Origin of the sequence: Methylorubrum sp. SL192, assembly GCF_026672325.1 — a bacterium.
GTDB classification, from domain to species: Bacteria; Pseudomonadota; Alphaproteobacteria; order Rhizobiales; family Beijerinckiaceae; genus Methylobacterium; species Methylobacterium extorquens.
The window spans coordinates 3,579,531-3,603,896 of record NZ_JAPPQV010000003.1 but is presented as its reverse complement, the minus strand read 5'-3'; the positions used below and the strand labels follow the sequence as shown (position 1 = coordinate 3,603,896).

Sequence of the window (24,366 nt, the reverse complement as noted above, 5' to 3'; positions counted from 1 at the left end):
GATCGGCTCGTAGCCCGCCGCGCTCCCCCCTCTCCCCGCAAGCGGGGAGAGGCCTGTCTGCACCCTCTCGTGCGGACAGGCAGCGGAGGCGAAGCCGGAGCGACGGTGAGGGGGCAGCTCAGATAGGAGCACCTTCCGGTACCGCCCCTCACCTTCGGCTGCCGCCTCGCTTGACCGACAACGAGGTCGGTAAAGCCCTCTCCCCGCGAGCGGGGCGAGGGGACGCGAAGTGAGCGGGATTGACCAGCAACATCCCTCACGCCGCGGCCAGCGGCTTCGACACGTCCTCCAGCGACTTGCCCTCGGCCGCCGTGCCCCAGATCCAGCCGACGATGGCGGCCACCGCCATCAGGGCCGCGCCGATGAAGTAGCCGACCAGCACGAGGTCGCGCGAGCCCGTCTCCACCAGCGCGCCGAACAGGAGCGGCCCCGAGACGCCGCCGATGCCGGTGCCAAGGGCGTAGAAGGCGGCGATCGCCAGTGCGCGAATCTCCAGCGGGAAGGTCTCGGCCACCGTGAGGTAGGCGGAACTCGCCGCGGCGGAGGCGAAGAAGAACACGGCCATCCAGGCCGCGGTCTGGCCCCAGGGACCGAGCATGTCGGCGCGGAAGACGAGGCCGACCACGACGAGCAGCACCGCCGAAATGCCGTAGGTGAAGGCGATCATCGGGCGCCGGCCCACGGTGTCGAACAGCCGGCCGAGCAGCAGCGGGCCGAGGAAGGAGCCGAGCGCGAAGGGCAGGAGATACCAGCCGACATCGCCGCCGGGCACGTTGTAGAAGCGCTCCAGCACCAGCGCGTAGGTGAAGAACAGCGCATTGTAGAAGAAGGCCTGGGCGATCATCAGCGCGAGGCCGACCATGGTCTGGCGCCGGTTCGTCACGAACAGGGCGTTGGCGACCTCCGCGAGCGGGGTGTGGCTGCGGACCTTGAGCTTGAGGCGGCGCGACGGGTCGGGCGGGGGCAGGGTGATGCCGTCATCCGTGAAGCGCTTCTCGATACCCGTCACCACCCGGTCCGCCTCCGCGGCGTAGCCATGGGTGACGAGCCAGCGCGGGCTCTCGGGGATCCAGGTGCGCAGGAGCAGGATGACGAGGCCGATGCCGCCGCCGACGAAGAAGGCGATGCGCCAGCCATAGGACGGATCGATCCATTCGGGGCGCAGGAGCGCGATCGACAGGAACGAGCCGAGCGCGGCGCCGATCCAGAACGAGCCGTTGATGACGAGGTCGGTCCAGCCGCGCACCCGGGCCGGGATCAGCTCCTGAATGGTCGAGTTGATCGCGGTGTACTCGCCGCCGATGCCGGCTCCCGTGAGGAAGCGGAACAGGCAGAAGCTCCAGATATTCCACGACAGGCCCGTGGCCGCGGTGGCGATGAGGTAGAGAAACAGCGTGATGAAGAACAGCTTCTTGCGCCCGATCCGGTCGGTCAGCCAGCCGAAGCCGACGGCGCCGACGACCGCGCCGACGAGGTAGGAACTCGCCGCCAAGCCGACATCGAACTCGGTGAAGGACATCGGCGCCTTGCGCAGCGCGCCGACGAGGGCGCCGGCCAAGGTGACTTCGAGCCCGTCGAGCACCCAGGTGATGCCGAGCGCGACGATGACGAGGGTGTGGAAGCGGCCGAAGGGCAGGCGGTCGAGCCGGGCGGCGATATCAGTGTCGACGACCGTGCCGGTGGCGACGCGCTCGGGGGCTGCGGCCCCGGCCTGACCTTCCACTCGGCTCGTCATGGACCCTCCGTTTACCCTGACTCGGCAAAATTGTTCGCAAGTCCCACCCGGCGGCGGACCGAGGGCAGGGCATATTGGCGTTCGGAAACGCTTCAGGTTGCGGAATGTCCCCGTTCGCCGGGCCACCCGCTATGAATTTTTTCGCGCAGCTTTCCGTCAAATCCTTGCTTCCGCCGCTCGCCGCCGGGCTGGCCTCCATGGGGGCCGTCCTCGCGGTCTCCACGCTGGCGAGCGCCGGCGGAGCCGAGCGCTGGGCGCTACGCCCCAAGGCGCCGCCCGCCCCGGCTGCGGCAGAGCCCGGCCCGATCGAGCCCGCCCCTACCTTGCGCGGATCGAAGGCCATTCCCGTCTCCGAGATGCCCGGCGAGCGGCGCACGGTGCGCATCGTTTACCAGGGATATCTGCCGGCTGAGGCTCGCTGAGGCGGGTTCAGCGAGCCTCGGCGGCGGGCAGCCGCGGGTCGAGCGCCTCGCCGAGGCCGTCGCCGAGCCGGTTCAGGGCCACCAGGGTGACGACGAGGAAGCAAGCGGGCGCGGCCAGCATCCACGGCGCGGATTCGAGCGCGCGGGCGCCTTCCGCGATCAGCACGCCCCAGGAGGTGTCGGGCTCCTGCACGCCGAGACCGAGGAACGACAGGAAGCTTTCCAGGAGGATCACCCGCGGCACCAGCAGGGTCGCCGCCGCGATGATCGATCCGAGCGTATTCGGCACGATGTGGCGGACGAGAATCCTACCCGTGCCCGCCCCGAGCGCCGAGGCCGCGCGGACGAAATCGCGGTCCTTCAGGCTCAGGGTCTGGGTGCGGACGATGCGGGCCATGTCGAGCCACTCGACCGCAGCGACTGCCACCAGCACCAGCCACAGACCGGCGCGGAAGAACACCAGCAGCATGATGACGAAGAAGACGAAGGGCAGGGCGTAGAGGATATCGAGGAGGCGCATCATCAGCGCGTCGACCGTGCCCCCGGCCATGCCCGAGATCGCGCCGTAGGCGACGCCGATGAGGAGCGCGGCGAGCGCCGCGGTCAGCCCGATCAGCAGGGAGACCTGCCCCGCGGCGAGGCAGCGGCTGAGGAGGTCGCGCCCGAGCGCATCGGTGCCGAGGAGGAAAGTCAGCCGTCGGACCGGCGCCTCGACCACGAGCCGGCGTCCATCCGCGGATCGCTCCAGCACCCGAGCCTCGCCGAACAGGCCGGAGCGGGGCAGCAGACGGAGGGAGCGCGCGTCGATGGGTTTTGGCGCCGTCAGCGTCATGCGAACCCGGTCGCCGTCCTGCGCCACGTCCTCCAGCGTCAGCCGCATCCGGAAGGCAAGCCGCGTGAGGGCCGGCCGCACCGCGTCGGGCCGCGGGTGGGCGGCAAGGCTGGGGGCGACCCGGACGAAATCCGGATAGATCCGCTCGGGCGGGTGCCCGGTGAGTTGCGGGCCGACGAAGCAGGCCAGGGCGATCAGCACGAGGCTCGCCAGTGCCACAAGCGCCGGGCGGTCGCGGGCGAGACGGCGAACGAGCGCCAGGCTCATGCCGACAGCCTCACGCGCGGGTCGAGGGCGGCGGCGATGAGGTCGGCGATCAGGTTGAAGACGATCACCATCACCGCGACGAGAATCACCGTGCCCATCACCAGGGTGTAGTCGCGGTTGAGCGCGCCCTCGACGAAGTAGCGGCCGATACCGGGCAGGCCGAAGATGGTCTCGACCACCACCGAGCCGGTCATCAGCCCCGCCGCCAGCGGCCCGAGGGTCGCGACCACGGGAAGCAGCGCCCCGCGCAGGGCGTGCCGGGCGATGCGGGCACGCGAGAGCCCCATGGCGCGCTGCGTGCGGATATGCGGCTGGATCAGCACCTCGCCGAGCGAGGCGCGGGTGAGACGGGCGATGCCGGCGGCGTGGGGCAAAGCGAGAGTGAGCACCGGCAGGACGAGGTTTTGCGGCGCGCCGTCCGCCCATCCGCCGACGGGGAGCCAAGCGAGGCCGAGGCCGAACACGATCTGGAGCAGGGGCGCGGTGACGAAATTCGGCACCGCAAGCCCGAGCGAGGCGGCGAGTCCCACCAGCCGGTCGGCGGTCCCATTGCGGTTGAAGGCGGCGAGGCTCCCGAGCGCCAGGCCGAGGCCCAGCGCGAGGACAAGCGCGAGGCCGCCGAGCGTCACGGAGACGGGCAGCCCCCGCGCGAACAGGTCGGTGACGGTGAGATCGCGAAAGGTGAAGGAGGGCCCGAGATCGCCCCGCAGCAGGCTCACGAGATAGCGCCCGAACTGCACGATCAGCGGCTGATCGAGGCCGTAGACCCGGCGCAGGTTCTCCATCGCCGCCGGCGGCAGCGGCCGCTCCAGATCGAACGGGCCGCCGGGCGCCAGCCGGATCAGGAAGAAGCTGCCCGCCACCACGAGGAACAGGGTCGGCAGGCTCTGGGCGATCCGGCGCAGGATCAGCGGGATCATGGATCGAGCCGGAGATAGCGGGTGGGGGCGACGTTGCGGATGTTCGGGTGCATCCCGTGCAGCCGCGGCGAGACAAGCGCCTTCGAGCGGTAATGCAGCAGCGGCACCCAGGGCAGTTCGTCGAGCACGAGGGTTTCGGCGTCGAACAGCATCCGCGCGCGGGCCTGAACGTCGCGCTCCTGCGCCGCCCGCGTCAGCAGTTCGTCAAAGCGCGCGTTCGACCAGCGCCCGGCATTGAACCCGTCATTGCCGGTGCGGAGCAGAAACAGGAAGTTCTGCGGGTCGGAATAGTCGGCGACCCAGGACATCCGGGCGAGGTCGAAGCTGCCGCCGTCGCGGAGATACGCGAAGTGGGTCTTGGCGTCGGTGGAGACGAAGCGGGTCACGACGCCGATGCCGCGCCACGCATCCGCGAGCGCGATCGCGGTGTTGCGGTTGTTGTCGGTGACGTTGAAGCGATACTCGACCGTCAGCGGGTTGCCCGGCCCGTAGCCGGCCTCCGCCAGTAGCCGCAACGCCTCCTCCTCGCGATCGATCGGCCCGTCCTCGCGCCCCGGCAGGAGCGGGGGTGGCAGGGCGTTGTCGAGGCCCGGCGGGCAGAAGGAATAGGCCGGGGCCATGGTCTGCCCCCAGACGATCTCGGCCAGAAACTCCCGGTCGATGGCCAGCGACAGGGCCCGGCGCACCCGCGCGTCGTCGAAGGGTTTCTTTCGCAGGTTGAAGGCGATGGCGAGCAGGCCGAGACCCGGTCCGAGCTGCACTTGGCGGTCGAAGCGGCTCTTGAGCGAGGCGATCTGGTCTGCGGGCAGGTCGGAGAGGGTATCGATCTCGCCGGCCGCATAGCGCCGCACCGCCGCGGCGAGATCGGGGGTCGGGATGACGTCCACCCGCTCGATCGGGATCGCGGCAGCGTCGCGGTAATGCGGGTTTTTCGTCAGGGTGATGCGGTCGTTCGGCACCCAATCGACCAGGGCGTAGGGGCCGTTCGAGACGAGGTTGCCGGGCCGCGCGAAGGCATCGCCCCAGCGCTCCAGCGAGGGGCGGTGGACCGGCAGCGAGGTCTGGTGTGTCAGGAGTTCGAGGAGGTAGGGCACCGGCTCGGCGAGCGCGATCTCAAGCGTCCGGGGATCGGGGGCCGTCACCCCCAGCGTCTCCGGCGGCTGCTCACCCGCATTGACGGCGGCCGCTCCCCGGATCGGGAACAGCACCTCGGCGTATTTCGCCGCCGTCCTCGGATCGAGGATGCGGCGCAGCGAGAACAGGAAGTCGTCCGCCGTCACGGCGTCGCCGTTCGACCAGCGCCCGTCGGGGCGGAGGTGGAAGCGGTAGGTCAGGCGGTCGTCGGAGACGGTCCAACGCTCGGCCATGCCGGGGATGATTGTGCCGCGGTTGTCGTAGGTCAGCAGCCCCTCGAACAGGTCGCGCAGGAGATGCGCCTCGGCCACCGTCGAGGTCTTGTGCGGATCGAGCGTCTCCGGGTCGGCGTCGTTGCCGCGGCGGTAGACAGGGGAGGCCGCCCGCGCGGGAGCGGGGAGGGCGAGCCCGGCGGCCAGCACCGCGCCGGTCTGCAGGAGGGTGCGGCGGGGGAGGCTCATGGGCTCAGGCAACGCTCCGGCGGTGCCACGGCGCCAAGCGGCTCACGGACAGGCGAGCCCTCTCCCGACGCATCCCCTCGCCCCGCTTGCGGGGAGAGGGTCGCGACGACCCTGTCGTCGGCGCGACGAGGCGGCAGCCGAAGGTGAGGGGGCGGTGCTGGATGCGTATCATCCGGGGATACCCCCTCACCCTCGCTCCGGCTTCGCCTTCGCTTCCGCCCTGCACGACAAGGTGCAGGGCGGCCTCTCCCCGCCTGATCCCGGGCTTGCCCGGGATCAGATCAGCAGTAGCCAAAGTCGGGCAAGCCCGGCTTTGGTCGGGGAGAGGGGACAAGCGGTACGTGCCTTCAACCACGGCCGTCAGGCGCTCACGCCCCCGTCTCCCCCTTCAGCCCCGCCGCCTCGATGCCGGCCAGCGCGCAGATCTCGTCGTTGTCGGAGGTGTCGCCGGAGATGCCGACCGCGCCGAGCAGGCGGCCGTCGGCATCGCGGATCAGCACGCCGCCGGGCACCGGCACCAGGGCGTCCGGGCCGACGAGGTGGCTCACCGCGGCCACGAAATGCGGCTGCTCCTCGGCGCGCTTGGCGATCGCCCGTGAGCCGAGGCCGAGCGCCAGCGCGCCGTTGGCCTTGCCGCGGGCCACTTCCGCGCGGCGCAGGGAGGTGCCGTCCTCGGCCGCAAGACATTTGAGGGCGCCGCGGGCGTCATAGACCACCACCGCCAGCGGCTTGAGATTCCGTTCGCGGGCGGTCTTCAGGGCGGTCGCCACAAGAGTCTGGGCGGCGGCGAGCGTCAGGTCGGTCATCCGGATGTCCTCGAAGGATCGCGTTGTCGAGGACATGCACCGGCGGGGCCGGTTTCGCCAAGCGCGCCTTCAGGCGACCGTCACCTCGGTCCGCACCGAATTGGCGATGAAGCAGGTCTCGTGCGCCTCATGGTGGAGCGCGGCGAGCCGCTCCGCATCCGGGGCTTCGCCGGCCCACTCGATGCGCGGATGCAGCACCACCCGCGTCACCGCCTGCCGGCCGGGCGCGATTTCTTCCATGCTGCCCTCGGCATGATCGCGGTAGGCGGTCGCGGAAAAACCGGCGAGCCTCGCGACGTGGAGGAAGCTCAGCATGTGGCAGGTCGAGAGGGACGCCACCAGCATCTCCTCGGGATCGACCGCCGCCGCCACCGCCCACTTGCCGACGACGTGCGGCGAGGCCGAGCCCGCGAGTTCGACGCCGCCATCGAAGCGCACGGTGTGGCCGCGGCTGTAGCGCCCGGCGGAAAAGTCCTCGCCCGCCGCCAGCGCCCAGCGGACATCCGCGGTGTAGGTCGCCATCCTTGCCTCCCGATCCGTCGGCACCAGCCTATCCGGCGCGGGCGCCCGCGGCCAAGCCGGCGGCGCGTCGCCGCGGCGGCGCGCCCTGGCCCGGTTGGGCGGCCGGTCTAGTTCCGCCTCCACAATCGAGAGCAGGAACCCTGACGCCATGGCCGATATAGCGGAGCGCCCCTACGTCCTGTGCCACATGACCACCTCGGTCGATGGGCGCATCAAGGTCCGGCGCTGGACCACCATCGACGCGGATTCGCACTACGAGGAGGTCCACAAGCAGCTGCAGGGCGACGCCTGGATGTGCGGGCGCATCACCATGCAGGGCTATGCCGACAGCGCCAAGCCGCTCGCCTCCGTTCCGCCCGAGGAGCCCGTCTCCCGCGAGGATCACGTCGCTCGCACCGATGCGTCCGGCTACGCGGTGGCGCTTGATGCCCGCGGCGCGATGGATTGGGGCGCACGCAACGACATCGAGGGCGATCACGTCATCGTGCTGACCACGGGACAGGCCTCGGACGACCGCCTGCGCCGCCTGAAGGCCGGCGGCCAGTCCTACATCATCGCCGGCGAGCGCGAGGTCGATTTCGCCCTGGCGCTGGCCAAGCTGAAGCGCCTGTTCGGCATCGAGCGCCTGCTGGTCGAGGGCGGCGGGCGCATCAACGGCTCGATGCTGAAGGCCGGGCTCGTGGACGAACTCAGCCTGCTGCTCGCACCCGCCGTCGACGGCGTGCTCGGCACGCCGGCCCTGTTCGACTTCGAGGGCGAGGAGGGTGATTCCATGGGCTCGCGCCGCCGCCTCACCCGCACCGCCTGCGAGCCGTTCGACGACGGCACCGTCTGGCTGCGCTACCGGATCGAAGCGATCGGCTGATACGGTTTCGCTTGATCAAAGCGAAGACCGTATCAGCAAGCCCGCGCGGCGCCTGAGCGGCGTCCAAATCCGCCATCCCGAAGGGATCAACCGGATTTGGTATGACCCTGCTGAGGACGGGCGGCGAGGAAGGCGTCGTAGGCGTTCGTCACCGCCGCCCGGTTCTCGAAATGCGGGAAGGCACCGGTCGGCAGCCGCAGGATCGTCCAGTTCGGGCGGCCCGCCACCTCGCCGACATAGCGGTAATCGACGAAGTCGCCCCGCGCCCCGTGCACCATGAAGACTGGCAGGCGCAAAGCCTCGTAGACCCGCGTCGTGTCGTCGGGGAACAGGTAGCCGGAGAGGAACGAGAACGGCGCGTGCTCGGCGCCTGGCTGGCGGGCCGAGAGCTGGTCGTAGGCGAGCAGGCCCTCGTCGATGTCGCGGCTGCCCCAGGTCTTTTCCAGGAAAAAGCGCATGCTCGGCCGGCTCACCAGCGCGTCGAAGAGCGGGCGGCCCCAGAGCGGGAAGGCGGCGAGCCCTCGGGCCAGCGGCTTGCCGCGGTTGGTGTCCGCCGGCCCGTACCCGGAGAGGCGGGCGTCGAAGCCGGTCGGACTGATGAGGCCGAGCGTCGAAAACAGGTCCGGCCGCTCGAAGGCGGCGCGGGCGAGATAGGCGCAAGGCAGCGAGAGCGCGATCGCGTCGAGCGCCACGCCGCCGTGGCGGCCGGCGATCTCGGAAGCCGCGTCGAGGATCGCGTCGGTCATCAGCCGGGGCGTGTAGATCCGGTCCGTCCGCTCGGAGTGTCCGAAGCCCGGCAGTTCCAGCGCGTAGACCGGGCGGTGGTCCCGGTAATGCTCGTAGAGCGGCTTGACCTCGTAGGCGTTGGCCGCCGCGTTGACCGAGTGGATCAGGAGCAGCGGCCGTCCGCCCTGCGCATCCGCGGCGTAGAGGTTCACCCGGCCCGCCCGCGTGCGCAGGGTGCTGCGCCGCCCCGGCAGGGCCGGAGGCAGGGGGCCGGCCCGGTTCAGCCCGAGATGGCTCCAGGCGATCCAGGCGCCGGCCGCCGCCAGCGGCAGCAGCGCGAGGGCCTTTCCGCTCTTTCGTGTCACGGGATGGCTCGTGCCGCGCATGATTTCTCCGTTCCGCTCTCGCGTCGGACAACGCGGGGCGGGGGTCGGCGTTGCCCCGATTACCGGCCCCCCGGCTCACGCCGCGGCGGCCTCCCGTTAAGCGTGCAGCCGAGCGAAGGGGCAGGAACCGGTTGCCGGTTCGCAAGGCGCCGCGCGCGAGCCCGTCTGAGAGACAGTTTACCCGGCTTGGTCCGGCAATCTGGATGCTCCTCATGCTGCGCGAGCAGCCTCGAAGCACGCCGCGACGCTTGCCCGATCGAGCCGTGCTGGGGATCGACCGTTCCGGGGGCTTCGAGGCCGAGCGATGGCTCGGCATCTCAGCATGAGGAGCGCTGGCCCTGCCCATAAGCCGCGCTCGAATGGCGGGCTTGGGACAGGTTCGCGGCCTAGCCTCAGGCCGCCGCCTCGATCTCGCCGCTCACCTCCAGCCACTCCTCCTCGGCCTTGGCCAGGGCCTCGGCGGCCTCGGCGCGCATGCGGGCGATGTCGCCGGCCTTGGCCGCGTCCTTGAGGAAGGCGGTTCCGTCGGCGAGCGCCGCGTCGATCTTCTCGATCGCCGCCGAGAGCTTGGCCATGCGCGCCTCGATGCCGTCGAGGCGTTTGCGCAGCGGCGCCAGAGCCGCGCGGCGCTCCACAGCCGAGCGGCGCGCCTCGGCCTTCTGCCCCCCGGTGCCCTCGCCGGACGTGTCCACCCGCTCCGGGCCGGCGAGCACGAGCCGGCGGTAATCGTCCATGTCGCCGTCGAAGGACTTCACCGAGCCGTCGCCGACGATCCAGAGCCGGTCGGCGCAGGCCTCGATCAGGAAGCGGTCGTGGGAGACGAGGATCACCGCCCCCTCGTAGTCGTTGATCGCCTCCACCAGAGCCTGACGGCTCTCGATATCGAGGTGGTTGGTCGGCTCGTCGAGAATCAGCAAGTGCGGCCCGTCGAAGGCGGCGAGCCCCATCAGGAGCCGCGCCTTCTCGCCGCCGGAGAGTTTTTCCACCGGCGTGTCGGCCTTTGACGCCGGGAAGCCCAGCCGGGCGGCGGCCGAGCGCACCTTCGCCTCGGGCGCGTCGGGCATGCGGTCGCGCACATGCGCCACCGCGCTCTCGGACGGGCGCAGCTCGTCGAGCTGGTGCTGCGCGAAATAGGCGACCTCCATCTTGGAGGAGCGCCGCATCTCACCCGCGAGCGGGGGCAGCCGCCCGCCGATCAGCTTGCAGAAGGTCGACTTGCCGTTGCCGTTGGCGCCCAAGAGCGCCACCCGGTCGTCGGGGGCGAGGCTGAGGTTGAGCCCCGAGAGCACGATGCGCTCACCGTAGCCGGCCTGGACGCGCTCCATCGCCACGATCGGCGGCGAGAGCGGCTTTTCCGGGCTCGGCAGGTGGATCACCGGCACGTCGTCTTCCAAGAGCGCGGCGATGGGCTCCATCTTGGCGAGCCGCTTCATCCGCGACTGGGCCTGGCGCGCCTTGGTCGCCTTGGCCTTGAAGCGGTCGATGAAGCTCTGCAGATGCGCCCGCTCGACCTCCTGCTTGGCCTTCGCCTTGGCCTGGAGCACCCGCTTCTCGGAGAGCTGGCGGGCAAAGCTGGTATAGCCGCCGCGGTAGATCGTGAGCTTGCCCCGATCGAGGTGCAGGATGTGATCGACGGATGTGTCGAGCAATTCCCGGTCGTGGCTGATGATGACGGCCGTGCGGGGGTACTTCTCGAGGTAGTCGTAGAGCCAGAGCGTGCCCTCGATATCGAGGTAGTTGGTCGGCTCGTCGAGAAGCAGCAGGTCGGGCTCGGAGAACAGCACCGCGGCGAGCGCCACCCGCATCCGCCAGCCGCCGGAGAAGTCCGAGCAGGGACGGCCCTGCGCCGCCGCGTCGAAGCCGAGGCCGTGCAGGATCGCCGCGGCGCGGGCCGGGGCCGAATGGGCGCCGATATCCACGAGCCGCGTCTCGATCTCGGCCCGGCGCAGCCCGTCGGCGTGCTCCGCCTCCTGCATCAACCGAGAGCGCTCGGTGTCGGCGGCGAGCACGACCTCGTGCAGGGTCTCGGGACCGGCGGGCGCTTCCTGCGCCACCGCGCCGATGCGCATGCCCTTGGGCAGCGAGACCGCGCCGGCATCGGTCGGCAACTCGCCGAGGATCGCCCGGAACAGGGTGGTCTTGCCCGCCCCGTTGCGGCCGACGAGGCCGACCCGCGCCCGGTCGGGAATCGCGAAGGTCGCCGAATCGAGGATGACCCGCTCGCCGATGCGGTAGGTGAGATCGTTGACGCGCAGCATGAGCGGCGTTCTGGGGGCGGGCGAGCTTCAGCGCAAGAGCAGCGGCCCCGCGCAGGCCTTCCGCGGCGCCCGCGCGAACGTTTTGCCAGCTTGAGCGTTCGGCTCAGACGAACAACAGCAAAAAAGACGCGGAGGAACCATGGCCAAGCCAGACTTCAAGGCGCCGCGCCCGCCGGAGCTGCTCTCGCCCTGGCGCACCGGCCGGCGCGCCGCGCTCCAACAGGAGGCCCGGGCGTTTGCCCGCGACGTGATCCTGCCGCTGGCCGACGAACTCGACCCGCAGAAGGGCGAGATGCCCCGCTCGCTCATCGACGCGATGGCGCAGAAGGGCTGGTTCGGCATCACCATCCCCGCCGAGTATGGCGGGATGGGGCTCGGCGTGTTCGAGTACTGCCTGATCTCGGAAGAACTCGCCCGCGCGTGGCTTTCCACCGGCTCGATCCTGGCCCGCGGCCAGGGTCTCGGCACCCAGACGCTCGATGATGAAAGCCGCCGGGCGCTGCTGGCCAAATCCGCCAAGGGGCAGTGGATCGGCTCGATCGCGCTGTCCGAACCCACCGCCGGCTCGGATCTGGCCGGCGTGCAGACCCGCGCCGTGCGCGAGGGCGACGAATGGGTGCTCACCGGCACCAAGCGATGGGCCGGCTTCGCTCAAGGCGCCGACTTCATCGAGGTGCTGGCGCGCGTGCGCGACCCCGAGCCCGGCGAGCCGCGCTCGGCCGGCCTCGAGCCCTTCCTCGTGGTCAAGGAGCCCGGCACCTTCCCGAAGGGCATGACCGGCACCGTCATCGACAAGATCGGCTATCACGGCTTCCTCACCTTCGAACTCAAGCTCGACGGGGTGCGGGTGCCCGAGCGTGACCGGCTCACCGGCCTCTACGGCGACGAGGGGGCGGATGCCGATTCCGGCGGCTTCGCCTCGGTGCAGCGCGGCCTCAACATCGCCCGCGTCCACACCGCCGCCCGCGCGGTCGGCGTGGCGCGGGCCGCGGTGGAGGATTGCACCGCCTACCTTCAGGAGCGCGAGCAGTTCGGCCAGCCGATCGGCCAGTTCCAGGCCCTGCGCTTCGCGCTCGCCGACATGGCGGCGGAAGTGGCCCAGGCCCGCGCCTACTGGCAACAGGTCGCCCACCTCCTCGACGAGGGCCTGCCCGCCGAGAGCGAATCGGCTCAGGTGAAGCTGCTGGCCACCGAGATGGCGGTGCGGGTGACGAACCAAGCGATGCAGCTCCACGGCGGCAACGGCTACACCACCGAGCGGCGGGTCGAGCGCTACTGGCGCGATGCGCGCCTCACCACGATCTTCGAGGGCACCAGCGAGATCCAGCGCCGTATCATCAGCGACCGGATGCTGCCGCGGGGATAGCCCTTTCTTCCCAACCACCGCCTCACCCTGAGGTGCGGAGCGAAGCGCAGCCTCGAAGGGTCCTCCAGCGGCCATCGCGATCCCTGGAACACCCTTCGAGGCCCGCTGACGCGGGCACCTCAGGGTGAGGTCGAGCCGGGAGTGAGGGAGAGGCTGTTCGCAAACGTCCGCCTTCGCCTATCGGGCGGGCGGCAGGCCGCCTATATTTCGCGGGCCATGTCCGCCGCCCCCGACCTTCGCGATCCGCCGCCCGCGCATGTGCGCCGCCTCGATCCGATCCTGGTCGATCGCATCGCCGCGGGCGAGGTGGTCGAGCGGCCGGCCTCGGCGGTCAAGGAACTGGTCGAGAACGCGATCGATGCCGGCGCGCGCAGCATCGAGGTGGCGATCGAGGGCGGCGGGCGCCGCCTGATCCGCGTCGTCGACGACGGCATCGGCATGGGGGCCGACGACCTCGCGCTCGCGGTCGAGCGCCACGCCACCTCGAAGCTGCCCGACGGCGACCTGACCCGGATCGGCTCGCTCGGCTTTCGCGGCGAGGCGCTGCCCTCGATCGGCGCGGTCTCGCGGCTCACGATCACCTCGCGCACCGCCGACGGCGAGGGGGTGAGCCTCACCCTCGATTCGGGCGTCAAAGGCCCGGTGCGCCCGGCGCCCGCCTCGCGCGGCACCCGCATCGAGGTCACCGAGCTGTTCGCCGCGACCCCGGCCCGGCTGAAATTCCTGAAGACCGACCGGGCCGAGACGGCCGCCGTCTCCGAAATCCTGCGCCGGCTCGCGGTGGCGCAGCCGCAAATCCGCTTCACCCTGCGGACCGAGAGCGGCAGCCCGACGGTGTTTCCCGCCGAGAGCGAGCCGGGCCCGGCAGCCTTGCTGCGCCGGCTCGGGGCCGTGCTCGGCCCCGATTTCCCCGGCAATGCCGTGCCCGTCGACATGGCGCGCGAGGGCTTCGCGCTTGCCGGCCATGTCGGCCTGCCGACCTTCCACCGCGGGGCGGCGAGCCACATCCACTTCGTCGTCAACGGGCGCCCGGTGCGCGACCGGCTCCTGCTCGGGGCCGTGCGCGGGGCTTATGCCGACACCATGAGCTCCGACCGCCATCCGGTGCTCGCGCTCCATCTCACCTGCGATCCCGCCCTCGTCGATGTGAACGTGCATCCGGCCAAGACCGAGCTGCGCTTCCGCGAGCCGGGTCTGGTGCGGGCGCTGATCGTCAGCGCGATTCACGAGGCGTTGCGCCGGGCCGGGGCGCGGTCTTCCAGCACGGGCACCCAGGCCGCCCTCGACGCGCTGCGGGCCGGCGCCGGCCTGGGGAGCGCCCCGCCGATGGCGGCGGGGGTGGGCCGGTTCGCCGTGCATTCGGGCGCCTCCACTGCCAGCGCCCTGAACCCCCGCCCGGCGAGCCGCCTGTTCTCCGGCCCCTCGGTGGCCGCGCCCGCGGGCTACCGCCCGGCGCCGCGCCCGGCCTTCACCGAGGACCATCCGGGCTTTGCCGAGACGCCGCAGGCTTTGTTCTCCGCCGACCTCGCCCCGCCCGGCGCCGACCTGCGGCCCGAGCCGGAGATGCTTTCGGAGGCCGAGGCCCATCCCGAAACCCATCCGCTGGGTGCCGCCCGCGCGCAGATCCACGAGACCTACATCGTCGCCCAGACCCGCGACGGCATCGTGCTGGTCGATCAGCACGCCGCCCACGAGCGGCTCGTCTACGAGCGGCTGAAGCGCGAGCGGGCCGGCGGCGGCGTGCTCGCCCAGGGGCTCCTGATCCCCGACGTGGTCGAGATGGCGCCCGAGGAGGCCGACCGCCTCGTCGAGGCCGCGCCCGAGCTGGAGCGGCTCGGCCTCACCCTGGAGGCGTTCGGCCCCGGCGCCGTGCTGGTGCGCTCGGTGCCGTCGGCGCTGGCGGGCGGCCCGGTGAAGGGGCTCGTGCTCGACGTGCTCGACGCGCTGGCGGCCAGCGGCGTCGAGGAGGGTGGCCCGGCCGGCGCGGGCGATCCCGATCCGGTGAGCCGGCGCCTCGACGCGATCCTCTCGCGCATGAGCTGCCACGGCTCGATCCGCGCCGGCCGCCGCCTCAAGCCCGAGGAGATGAACGCCCTGCTGCGCGAGATGGAGGCGACGCCGCTCTCCGGCTCGTGCAACCACGGCCGCCCGACCTTCGTGAGCCTCGGACTCGCCGATATCGAGCGGCTGTTCGGGCGGCGGTGACGGCGTCCTCCTGAGGAAGACGCCGGGCTCGGGCTCAAAGCCGGCAGGACGCCGCCCTGCGGTCAGGCCGGGATGGCGACGGCCAGGGCCGCCGCGCTCGGGGGGGTGCGCGGGCGCGGCATCACCGCCGCCGGGCAGGGCGGCGGATCGTCATCATCGTCCCGGCGACCGGGGCGAAAAAACCGGTGCCGGTTCGATGCGCGCCGCGGGCGCCGGGGCCACGCCGGACTGCCGGAAGAGGCCGTGCTCGCCGAGGGAGGCCCCCGGTCGAGCGTGCCGAGCGCGGCGAGGACGGTATCGACCGGCACCGGCTCGGCCCTGCAGCCGGCAAGGCAGCGCAAAGCGGGCGCGTTCTCGAGGGCGCAGGCATCGGACGCCCAGGAGGCCAGGATCGCGCGCTTATCCGCGCGCGACAGGAGCGGATGGGCCAGCACCTCGCGCGGATGGCGGAACACGTCGCCGGGGGCGACGAGCGCCTGCCATGCCTCGAACGAGGCGGCCGGAGTGCCGGCCGGGTTGCCGGCCGGGTTCATGGGGCCGGAATGGGCGGAATGCGTGTCCATCGTCGTCACGGGTCATCTCCCTGAAAGCACGGGGTTTTCGTGCGAAAAGGAAGCGGTCCCCGAAGGCGCGCAGCCTCCGGGGATGCTGGCTCGTGTGTGGCGTGCGCCGAGGGTCAGGCGGCCTTGGACAGGTCCTCGACCTGAGCCGGCGCCTTCTGGGCCGGCGTCTTCTCCGTCGACCCGTTGTCCTGCCCGATCGCGGCCCCTGTGCCGCCGATGGCGATCCGGCGCGGCTTGAACGCCTCCGGCACCTCACGCTTCAGCTCCACCGTGAGCAGGCCGTTATCCAGGCTGGCGCCCGTGACCCGCACATGCTGGGCCAGGTTGAAGCTCTGGCGGAACGTCCGGCCGGCGATGCCCCGGTGCAGATACTGGCGCTCGCCCTCCTGGGCCTTCTTCTGGCCCGTGACGAGGAGGGTCGTGTCGTGCTGGGTGAGTTCGATCTCGTCCTGCGCGAAGCCCGCGACCGCCATGGTGATGCGGTAGGCGTCCTCGGACACCTTCTCGATATCGTAGGGCGGCCACGCGGCCGAGGTCTCGGCTTGGTCGAGCAGGGAGAACAACCGGTCGAAGCCGACGGTGGACCGGTAGAGGGGAGAAAAGTCGAAGGTCCTCATGACCACATCCTCCTTGGAGCAACGTGATGACGAGGGCCGCCGGACACCTGCATCCGGCGCCCCATAAGCGAGCCCGATTTGGGCCTCGCACGCGCGTAACGCGGTTAACTGATCCCGGTTCCCATTTTTCCGAAATTTTTTCGTGGTTTTCGGTCGGCGCGCGACGCGCGGGCTCGAAGGGAGACTCCGTTCGCCCCGGCGCGGTGCGGACCGGACGGGAGACCCTACGCGTCACACGGGGTCCGCCGTTCCCACGCCCCGCAGCAGTGGCACGAAGGAGACCGGGCCGAAATCGCGGCTCTCGAACCGGTCCCGCCCGCGCCGGGTCAGCCGCAGCAACGTCTGCCCGCCGGGCGGGCCGACCGGGATGACGAGGCGGCCACGAGGCTTGAGCTGAGCCTTCAACGCCTCGGGGATCGTGGAGCCCGCCGCAGAGACGAGGATCGCGTCGAAGGGCGCAGCCTCCGGCCAGCCCGCATGGCCGTCGCCGACGCGCAGAGACACCGTGAGCCCGAGTGCGGCGAGGCGCGCGCGGGCGGCCTCGCCCAACGCCGCGTGGCGCTCGATGGCGAAGACCTGCGCGCCCATCCGCGCCAGGACCGCCGCCGCATAGCCGCAGCCGGCGCCGACCTCCAGCACCCGGTCGCCGGGCCGCAGGGCCAGCGCCTCGATCATCAGGGCGACGATGTAGGGCTGGGAGATCGTCTGCCCCGCGCCGATCGGCAGCGGCCCGTCGTCGTAGGCCTCCCCCGCCAGAGCGTCCGGCACGAACGCCTCCCGCGGCACGGCCCGCATCGCATCGAGGACGCCCGCGTCACGGATGCCGCGGGCGACCAGTTGCGTCTCGACCATCCGGGTTCGAGCCTCGGCGTGGTCCGGCACCGTCTCACTCCGTGTCGGCGCCGTCCGTCCCGGCATCGGACGCGCCGTCATCCGTGAAGGGCGAGGGCGGCAGGTTCGGCGGCGGCAGGCGGCCGGGGCTCGGCGGCGTCGGCAGGCCGGCATCCTCGGTGGCCGGGGGGAGCGGGGCGGGTTTGGTCTCGGGCATCGATCCGTCGCAAGCTGCGGCGGCGCGGGACGCGCGGCCTTCCCTGCTTCAACGCGCAAGAACGCCGCGCGGTGTCCGACCGGGTCCGGCGGCGCCTCATCGGCCGGGAGAGCGACATCGACATGAGCCCCTGTCCCAACCTGTTCGCCGGCTTGCCGCCGCACGCGGATGAAGAACGCTTCGAGACCCTGCTCACGCGTCCCGGCCTGCGAGTCGAGCGCATCGTCTCGACGGGCCAAGCGAGCCCGCCGGGCTTCTGGTACGATCAGGACGAGGACGAGTGGGTCGCGGTGCTTCAGGGCAGCGCCGAACTTCGCTTCGCCGACGAGCCCGCACCACGTCTGTTGTCGGCGGGCGATCACCTGCTGATCCCGGCGCATCGCCGGCATCGCGTCGAACGCACCCAGAATCCGACGATCTGGCTCGCGGTTCACTGCCCGCCGCGCTGAAGCCACCACCCTGACTGCATCGGGCCGGTGACTCTCGATCTTTGTTTCGACACGCATTCCAACGAACCGGTTGCCACTGCGTCGGAATGCACTCTAACGCGTTGCCCCATGATCGCGTGCCGCATCGAACCGAAGGGACAGATCGAGCCGGAGGGGGAGGGCGTCTGGCGCTCCACCGGCTCCGATCCGCAATTCCGGCTGACCCATCCCCGCGGCGGACGGCTGTTTCCGTTCCGGCTCGCGGGGGGCTGGGTGCGCATCCGCGCCGACCTCGAAGGGCTGGGCCATACGAAGCCGGTGCCGCTCCTCTACGTCGATGACGGCTCGGGCTTTCGCGAGGACGAGGCGGTCCGCCTGGAAGTACGGGAGGACGGGGGGATCGACGACCTCGTCCTCCTGCCGCGCCGGGTGCGGGGCCTGCGGCTCGATCCGCTCGCCGCGAGCGGGCGGTTCCGGCTCTCGCGGGCGACCCTCGAACCGCTGCACGGCCCCGCCGCGGCGCTCGCCGTCGCCCGCCGGTTGCGGGCGCGGCTGCCGGAAGAGGAGAGGAGGGGCGGGGCGCTGCTCGGGCGCCTCGCGCGTCTCGCCGTCAGTCGCCCGCCCGCCGCGCTGTGGCAGGCGTTCTGGGACAGCGCCCGGCCGCGCCCGGCGGCGGCCTCCTACGCCGCCTGGATCGAGACGATCGAGCGCCCCGCCCTGCCGCGTCCGGAGGCGATGCGGTCGGCGATCGCGGGCTTCCGGGTGCGGCCGCGCATCTCCATCGTCATGCCGGTCTACAACACGCCCAAACCCTATCTGGAGGCGGCGCTCGCCAGCATCCGGGCGCAGGCCTATCCCGATTGGGAATTGTGCCTCTGCGACGACGCATCGAGCGCGCCTCATATCGCGCCGATGCTGGACGCGCTGGCGGCGGAGGAGCCGCGGGTGCGGCTGCATCGGCGATCGAAGAACGGCGGCATCGTCGCGGCGAGCAACGATGCGCTCGCCTTGGCCACCGGCGACTGGCTCACCCTGATCGACCACGACGACGCGATCCCGCCGCACGCGTTCTACGCGCTCATTGCCGCCCTGAACGCGGATCCGCAGATCGATTTCCTCTACTCGGACGAGGACAAGATCACGGTGGTCGGCGAGCGCTACGAGCCGTTCTTCAAGCCGGACTGGTCGCCCGAGACGCTGGAAGCCTGCATGTACACGGCCCATCTGGCGCTCTACCGGATGGATATCGTTGCCCGCATCGGCGCCTTCCGGGCGGAATGCGAGGGCGCGCAGGATTACGATTTCGTCCTGCGCTACACCGAGCACGCAGCCTGCGTGCACCACGTGCCCGAGGTGCTCTACCACTGGCGCGCGATCCCCGGCTCGACCGCCCAGGCCATGGACAACAAGGGCTACGTGGTCGCCGCCGCGGTCCGGGCGCTCGAAGACCGGGCGCGGCGCACCGGCGGGCTCGATTCCGTGCGCCCCACCGCCTTTGCCGGCAGCTTCCACCTGCGCCGGCCGCTCAAGGAGCGGCCCCTGGTCTCGATCGTGATCCCCACCGCCGGGCGCGACAGCGAGGTTCGCGGCCGCACCGTCGATCTCCTGGCCGCCTGCCTCGCCAGCATCCGCGAGCGGACCACCTACGAGGCGATCGAGATCGTGGCGGTCGATAATGGCGACCTGCGGCCGGCGACGAAAGAAGCGCTGGAGCGCTACGATGCCCGCTCCGTCACCTGGGACCAGCCGGTCTTCAACGTCGCCGCCAAGATGAATCTCGGCGCGCGTGCGGCCACCGGCGAGGTGCTGATCTTCCTCAACGACGACATCGAGATCATCAGCCCCGACTGGATCGAGGCGATGCTGGCGCTTCTGCAGATCCCCGGCGTCGGCGCGGTCGGCCCCAAACTCCTGTTCGAGACCGGCGAGTTGCAGCATGTCGGCGTCACGGTGATCGACGCGACGCCGGACCATCCCCGCCGCTCCTACCCGCGGGAAGACCCCGGCCACTTCTTCTCGACCGCGGGCAACCGCAACTACCTCGCGGTGACGGGGGCCTGCGTGATGGTCCGGCGGGCCGAGTTCGAGGCGATCCAGGGCTTCGACGAGGGATTCGCCGTCAACTACAACGATGTCGATCTCTGCCTGCGGCTGTGGGAGCGGGGCCTGCGCAGCGTCTACTGCGCGGAGGTCGAGCTCTACCACTACGAGAGCCGCAACCGGGCCCGCACCGTCGCGGCGGACGAGCAGGCCCGCTTCCGCGCGCGCTGGGCGGAGGCAATCCCGCGCGACCCCTATTACAGTGAGTGGTTCGAGGCGCTGCCGCCGACCTTCGAACTCGATCCGGCGCGGTTCTGACCTTGCGACCGATTGGAGGGATGCCCCCCCTCACCGCGAGTTGATCATCTCCTTGATGCGCGCGGCCAGCACCTCCATCACGAAGGGCTTGGTGATGACCTGCATGCCGGGCTCGAGGTGGCCGTTGCCCACCGCCGCGTTCTCGGCGTAGCCGGTGATGAACAGCACCTTCAGGTCCGGCCGCAGGACACGGCCCGCATCGGCGACCTGGCGCCCGTTCATGCCGCCGGGAAGCCCGACATCGGTGACCAGAAGGTCGAGGCGCACGTCCGATTGCAGCACCTTGAGGCCGGCCGGGCCGTCGGCGGCCTCGATCGCGGTGTAGCCGAGATCCTCCAGCACTTCCGTCACCAGCATCCGCACCGTCGGCTCGTCATCGACGATCAGCACCGTCTCGCCCTGCTCGGCGCGGGGCGCGGCGGCCAGATCCGGGGCCGCCTCCGGCTCTTCCGCCGCCCCGTAATGGCGCGGCAGGTAGAGGCACATCGTCGTGCCCTGGCCGACCTCCGAGTAGATCCGCACCTGCCCGCCCGACTGGCGCACGAAGCCGTAGATCATCGACAGGCCGAGGCCCGTGCCCTGGCCGATCGGCTTCGTCGTGAAGAACGGGTCGAACGCCTTGGCGATGACATCCGGGCTCATGCCGGTGCCGGTATCGGTCACGCAGAGCGAGAGGTACTGGCCGGGATCGAGGTCGCGCTCCTTGGCGCCGCGGTCGTCGAGCCACTTGTTGGCGGTCTCGATGGTGATGCGCCCGCCATCCGGCATCGCGTCGCGGGCGTTGATGCAGAGGTTCAGCAGCGCGTTCTCGAGCTGGCTCGGATCGACCAGCACCGACCACAGCCCACCCGCGGCCACCACTTCGAGGGTGATCGACGGGCCGATGGTGCGGCGGTGCAGATCCTCCATGCCCATCACCAGCCGGTTCACGTCGGTGGGCTTCGGGTCCAGGGTCTGGCGCCGCGAGAAGGCGAGCAGGCGGTGGGTCAGCGCCGCCGCGCGCTTGGCAGCACCCTGCGCGGCGTTGACGTAGCGGTCGATCTCGGTGATCCGCCCCTGCGCGAGGCGGGTCTGGAGCAGTTCGAGCGAGCCGGTGATGCCGGTGAGCAGGTTGTTGAAGTCGTGGGCGAGGCCGCCGGTGAGCTGCCCCACCGCCTCCATCTTCTGGCTCTGGCGCAGGGCCTCCTCGGTTCGCATCAGCTCGGCGGTGCGGGCCAAGACCTGCTGCTCCAGGCTCGCGTTGAACGCCTCCAACTGCGCCTTGGCGCGCAGCTCACCCTCGATGTTGCGCGCCTCGATCACCGTGCCGATCGGCATGCCGGCCTCGTCGCGGATCGGGCTCGCGGTGAAGGCGACGGGGTAGAACGAGCCGTCGCGGTGGACGAAGATCTCCTGGCCCTGCTCCTGGTTGTTCTCGGGAAAGGCCTGATCGATCGGGCATTCGTGGAGCGGGTAGGGGCTGCCATCCGGCCGGGTATGGTGGACGACGTCGTGCAGCGCCTTGCCGTGCGTCTCGTCGAGGCTGTAGCCGGTCAGCCGCTCGGCAGCGCGGTTCATGTAGGCGCAGTGCTGGCGCTCATCCATCATGAAGATCGCCTGCGTCGCGTTGTCGAGCACCGCGTCGAGGCGGCGGGTGGCCTCGACGAGGCGCTCCTCGGTCGCCTTCCGCGCGGTGATGTCGATGGCGCTGCCGACGCCGCGCAGGCAGCGGCCCTCCGCGTCGAACACGCCGCGCCCCTTGGCCGCGACCCAGCGGACCGTGCCGTCGGCGCGGCCGATCGCGCGGAACTCCTCGTCGTAGAAGGCACGGGCCACGGGATCGAGCGCGGCGGCGAAGGCGGCGGTGACCCGCGCCCGGTCGTCCGGGTGGAGGCCGTCGGCGAAGTCGTCGAGGGTCACGTCCGCATCGGGCGCCAGCCCGAACATCGCCTTGATCCGCGGCGGCCAGAACAGGGTGCCGGCCCGTGGATCGAAATCCCACAGGCCGATCTCGCCGCTCTCGACGGCGAGCCGCAGGCGCTCCTCGCTCTCGGCGAGCGCGAGCTCGGCGGCGCGGCGCTCCTCAATGTCGACCACCGAGCCGATATAGCCGAGGAAGCTCCCGTCGGCGGCAAAGCGCGGGCTCGCGGTGTCGATCGCCCACCGGTAGACGCCGTCGCGGCGGCGCAGGCGGTATTCGAGGCTGAAGCCCTCGTGCCGGGCATTCGCCCGCAGGAAGGTCTCGCCCGACCAGCCGCGATCGTCCGGATGCACCGCCTCGAGCCAGCCGAGGCCGAGGGCCTGCGCCTCGTTCTGGCCGGTGAAGTCGTACCAGCGCCGGTTGAGATACTGGCAGGCGCCGTCCGGGCCGGTCACCCACATCATCACCGGCGCGTCGTCCGCCATGGTGCGGAAGCGCGCTTCGCTCTCGGCCAAAGCCGCGTTGCCGGTGATCCGCTCGGTCACGTCCGAACCGTCGACGAACACGCCGGTGATCGTCCCGGCCGCGTCCCGCATGGGCTGGTAGACGAAATCGAGGAAGCGCCGCTCCGGCACGCCGCCGGGCACGCGCAGGATCGTCACCGGTGCGCCGTGCGCCGTATGGGTGCGGCCGGTGGAGAACACCTCGTCGAGCAGCTCGAAGAAGCCCTGGCCCTCGACCTCCGGCAGAGCTTCCCGCACGGGCCGACCGAGAACGTCGCGGTGGGCGATGAGTTGGCGATAGGCGGCGTTGGCGAAGGCGAAGGCGTGGTCGGGCCCGTCGAGCACCGCGACGAAGCTCGGCGATTGCTCGAACAGCCGCGCGAAGCGCTCGCGCTCGGCATGCATCTGCCGGCCGGCCCGCACCGAGGCGGTGGTCTCCGAGCAGGCGCAGAACATGCCCGCCACCGTGCCGTCCTCGATCCGCACCGGCGTATAACCGAAGGCGAAGTGGGTCTCCTCCGGGTAGCCGTTGCGATGCATCGTGAGGGCGATGTCATCCATATGGGTGCCCTCGCCCGCATAGGCCCGCGACAGGATCGGCCCCACCTGGTCCCAGATATCGTGCCACACCTCGTCGAACGCCTGTCCCAGCGCGCGCGGATGGCGGGCGCCGCACATCGGTGCGTAGCCGTCATTGTAGAGGGTGACGTGCGCCTCGCCCCAGACGATCAGCATGGGCTGTTGCGAGCCGAGCATCACGCCGACCAGGGTCTTGAGCGCCGCCGGCCACGTCTCCGGGCTCCCGAGCGGCGTCGCCGCCCAATCGATCCCGCGGATCAGCGCGCCGGCCTCGCCGCCGCCGTCGAGGAAGAAGGGCCTGTCCCTCACGCGGTGCGCCTCCGGCACGACGGATGCCGTCCGCCGGAACGCGGAAGGGATCGGAGGACGGGCGAAGGGAGAGATCTCGGGCGGGCGTGCAGGGGCAAGGAATGGGGCAAGGAATAGGGCAAGGGAAAAGCGGGACCGTATGTTCGACAGCGTTCAACGCGGGAACCAGCCAGCCGTGCCATCGCTGGGTGCAGGAAGCTGAAACGAGAACCTCCCGGACCCATGCCATGGCGCGAACCGGTGGCGATGCCAAGGCAGCCGGCCGAGAAGTTCGATCGACCCGTTGCTCGCGTCGGTTCGCTGCGACGGCTTTGAGGACGCATGCGCGGTTGCAAGCACCTTGCGCGGGCACACCGGCCGCGTCAGCATCCGGGGCAGGCAAGAGCCGCCCGAGCAGGCTTCCTGCAACCTGGCATGACGCCTAAGGAAAGCCTTTCGTGGACGCGCTGCCCTCCTTCTACGACGACCTCGACGGCTTCCGCGCCGAGGGCTGGCGCCGCCTCGCCGACGGCGTGGGACACCGGCACAGCCCGTTCCACACACCGTCTCTCGCGACCGTCGATGCGGCGGGCCGTCCGCGGCTGCGCACCGTGGTCCTGCGCGCGGCGGAGGCCGGGGCGGGCGCCTTGCGCTTCCACTGCGACCAGCGCTCGGACAAGGCGCGGGAGATCGCCGAGAACGGGCTGGCCGCCCTCCACGTCTACGACGGCCGAGCCAAGCTCCAGCTCCGCGTCGAGGGGCGGGCACGCCTGCACCTTGACGACGCGCTCGCCGACGCCGCCTGGGCCGCCGCGCTAACCATGAGCCGGGTCTGCTACGGGGTCGAACCCGCCCCCGGCACCGCGCTCGCCAGGGGCGACGCCTACGCCATGCCCGACGAGGACCCGGACGCGCGCCTCGGCCGCGAGAATTTTTGCGCGGTGGTGTTCACGGCCGAGCGCCTGGACCTGCTCTACCTCGACCGGCGCGGTCACCGGCGGGCGGTTTTTTGCCGGGAGGGCGAGGGCTGGATGGGGACGTGGGTGGCGCCTTAGGAGCCCAACCCCGTCAGATTGCTCCCGCGGGGGCCGCTTTCGACCCGAAGCGGAACATGTGTTCGCCCCCTCTACAATTCTCTGATGCAAACACACTGAATATTAGGATCGAGGGCGCACTT

Annotated in this window: 20 protein-coding genes; 7 read left to right on the top strand and 13 right to left on the bottom strand. The window is 71.0% G+C overall.

Annotated features, from left to right (window positions below; translation table 11 throughout):
• Nucleotides 1-256 precede the first annotated feature (256 nt).
• Nucleotides 257-1,735, bottom strand: coding sequence for an MFS transporter (locus tag OVA30_RS17690; protein ID WP_015952425.1), 1,479 nt, complete (start codon nt 1,733-1,735; stop codon nt 257-259).
• Nucleotides 1,736-1,839: 104 nt separating this feature from the next.
• On the opposite strand from OVA30_RS17690, the gene OVA30_RS17685 reads away from it, so the two are divergent.
• Nucleotides 1,840-2,157 (top strand): hypothetical protein, encoded by a 318-nt coding sequence (locus OVA30_RS17685; RefSeq protein ID WP_041358205.1) that lies wholly within the window; start codon nt 1,840-1,842, stop codon nt 2,155-2,157.
• Between the two features lie 7 nt (nt 2,158-2,164).
• Here OVA30_RS17685 and OVA30_RS17680 read toward each other — a convergent pair whose 3' ends face one another.
• From OVA30_RS17680 to OVA30_RS17660, 5 genes are all read right to left on the bottom strand, one after another.
• Entirely contained in the window at nt 2,165-3,256 is a 1,092-nt protein-coding gene (locus OVA30_RS17680; RefSeq protein WP_268176214.1) for an ABC transporter permease, read from the bottom strand.
• Nucleotides 3,253-4,176, bottom strand: a complete 924-nt coding sequence (locus tag OVA30_RS17675) for an ABC transporter permease (protein WP_268176213.1) — start codon at nt 4,174-4,176, stop codon at nt 3,253-3,255. The genes OVA30_RS17680 and OVA30_RS17675 overlap by 4 nt, the downstream gene beginning before the upstream one ends.
• Nucleotides 4,173-5,771, bottom strand: coding sequence for a peptide ABC transporter substrate-binding protein (locus tag OVA30_RS17670; RefSeq protein ID WP_268176212.1), 1,599 nt, complete (start codon nt 5,769-5,771; stop codon nt 4,173-4,175). The genes OVA30_RS17675 and OVA30_RS17670 overlap by 4 nt, the downstream gene beginning before the upstream one ends.
• A 368-nt stretch (nt 5,772-6,139) precedes the next feature.
• Nucleotides 6,140-6,577: a GlcG/HbpS family heme-binding protein gene (locus tag OVA30_RS17665; RefSeq protein WP_015824359.1), complete on the bottom strand. Its 438-nt coding sequence runs from the start codon at nt 6,575-6,577 to the stop codon at nt 6,140-6,142.
• Nucleotides 6,578-6,646: 69 nt separating this feature from the next.
• Nucleotides 6,647-7,099: an OsmC family protein gene (locus tag OVA30_RS17660; RefSeq protein ID WP_268176211.1), complete on the bottom strand. Its 453-nt coding sequence runs from the start codon at nt 7,097-7,099 to the stop codon at nt 6,647-6,649.
• A 148-nt stretch (nt 7,100-7,247) separates the two neighbouring features.
• On the opposite strand from OVA30_RS17660, the gene OVA30_RS17655 reads away from it, so the two are divergent.
• Nucleotides 7,248-7,964, top strand: a complete 717-nt coding sequence (locus OVA30_RS17655) for a RibD family protein (protein ID WP_268176210.1) — start codon at nt 7,248-7,250, stop codon at nt 7,962-7,964.
• A gap of 86 nt (nt 7,965-8,050) precedes the next feature.
• Here the strand turns inward: OVA30_RS17655 and OVA30_RS17650 are convergent, their stop codons facing one another.
• Together OVA30_RS17650 and OVA30_RS17645 are read right to left on the bottom strand one after the other, a co-directional pair.
• Nucleotides 8,051-9,076 (bottom strand): alpha/beta hydrolase, encoded by a 1,026-nt coding sequence (locus OVA30_RS17650; protein ID WP_268176209.1) that lies wholly within the window; start codon nt 9,074-9,076, stop codon nt 8,051-8,053.
• Nucleotides 9,077-9,468: 392 nt separating this feature from the next.
• Nucleotides 9,469-11,334 carry an ABC-F family ATP-binding cassette domain-containing protein gene (locus OVA30_RS17645; protein WP_003602407.1) on the bottom strand — a complete coding sequence of 622 codons (1,866 nt, stop codon included), beginning with the start codon at nt 11,332-11,334 and terminating at the stop codon, nt 9,469-9,471.
• A 139-nt stretch (nt 11,335-11,473) separates the two neighbouring features.
• Here OVA30_RS17645 and OVA30_RS17640 point away from each other — a divergent pair, with 139 nt between their 5' ends.
• Both OVA30_RS17640 and mutL read left to right on the top strand, forming a co-directional pair.
• Nucleotides 11,474-12,700 (top strand): acyl-CoA dehydrogenase family protein, encoded by a 1,227-nt coding sequence (locus OVA30_RS17640; protein WP_268176208.1) that lies wholly within the window; start codon nt 11,474-11,476, stop codon nt 12,698-12,700.
• A gap of 216 nt (nt 12,701-12,916) precedes the next feature.
• Nucleotides 12,917-14,905 (top strand): DNA mismatch repair endonuclease MutL, encoded by a 1,989-nt coding sequence (gene mutL / locus OVA30_RS17635; RefSeq protein WP_268176207.1) that lies wholly within the window; start codon nt 12,917-12,919, stop codon nt 14,903-14,905.
• Nucleotides 14,906-14,967: 62 nt separating this feature from the next.
• Here the strand turns inward: mutL and OVA30_RS17630 are convergent, their stop codons facing one another.
• From OVA30_RS17630 to OVA30_RS17615, 4 genes are all read right to left on the bottom strand, one after another.
• A complete protein-coding gene (locus OVA30_RS17630) occupies nt 14,968-15,477 on the bottom strand; it encodes a hypothetical protein (RefSeq protein ID WP_268176206.1) in 510 nt (169 codons plus the stop codon).
• Between the two features lie 104 nt (nt 15,478-15,581).
• The gene (locus OVA30_RS17625; protein ID WP_268176205.1) at nt 15,582-16,085 is read right to left on the bottom strand and encodes an Hsp20 family protein; all 504 of its coding nucleotides are present in this window, start codon (nt 16,083-16,085) and stop codon (nt 15,582-15,584) included.
• 231 nt (nt 16,086-16,316) lie between these two features.
• Nucleotides 16,317-17,003, bottom strand: a complete 687-nt coding sequence (locus OVA30_RS17620) for a protein-L-isoaspartate(D-aspartate) O-methyltransferase (RefSeq protein WP_268176204.1) — start codon at nt 17,001-17,003, stop codon at nt 16,317-16,319.
• Nucleotides 16,972-17,133: a hypothetical protein gene (locus OVA30_RS17615; RefSeq protein WP_268176203.1), complete on the bottom strand. Its 162-nt coding sequence runs from the start codon at nt 17,131-17,133 to the stop codon at nt 16,972-16,974. Before OVA30_RS17615 ends, OVA30_RS17620 begins: the two co-directional genes overlap by 32 nt.
• A gap of 71 nt (nt 17,134-17,204) precedes the next feature.
• On the opposite strand from OVA30_RS17615, the gene OVA30_RS17610 reads away from it, so the two are divergent.
• Nucleotides 17,205-17,582: a cupin domain-containing protein gene (locus tag OVA30_RS17610; protein WP_268176202.1), complete on the top strand. Its 378-nt coding sequence runs from the start codon at nt 17,205-17,207 to the stop codon at nt 17,580-17,582.
• Between the two features lie 108 nt (nt 17,583-17,690).
• Nucleotides 17,691-19,919: a glycosyltransferase family 2 protein gene (locus tag OVA30_RS17605; protein WP_268176201.1), complete on the top strand. Its 2,229-nt coding sequence runs from the start codon at nt 17,691-17,693 to the stop codon at nt 19,917-19,919.
• Between the two features lie 30 nt (nt 19,920-19,949).
• On the opposite strand, the gene OVA30_RS17600 is transcribed toward OVA30_RS17605, so the two are convergent.
• Nucleotides 19,950-23,210 (bottom strand): PAS domain S-box protein, encoded by a 3,261-nt coding sequence (locus OVA30_RS17600; protein WP_268176200.1) that lies wholly within the window; start codon nt 23,208-23,210, stop codon nt 19,950-19,952.
• Between the two features lie 437 nt (nt 23,211-23,647).
• On the opposite strand from OVA30_RS17600, the gene OVA30_RS17595 reads away from it, so the two are divergent.
• Entirely contained in the window at nt 23,648-24,244 is a 597-nt protein-coding gene (locus tag OVA30_RS17595; protein WP_268176199.1) for a pyridoxamine 5'-phosphate oxidase family protein, read from the top strand.
• The last annotated feature ends 122 nt before the right edge of the window (nt 24,245-24,366 follow it).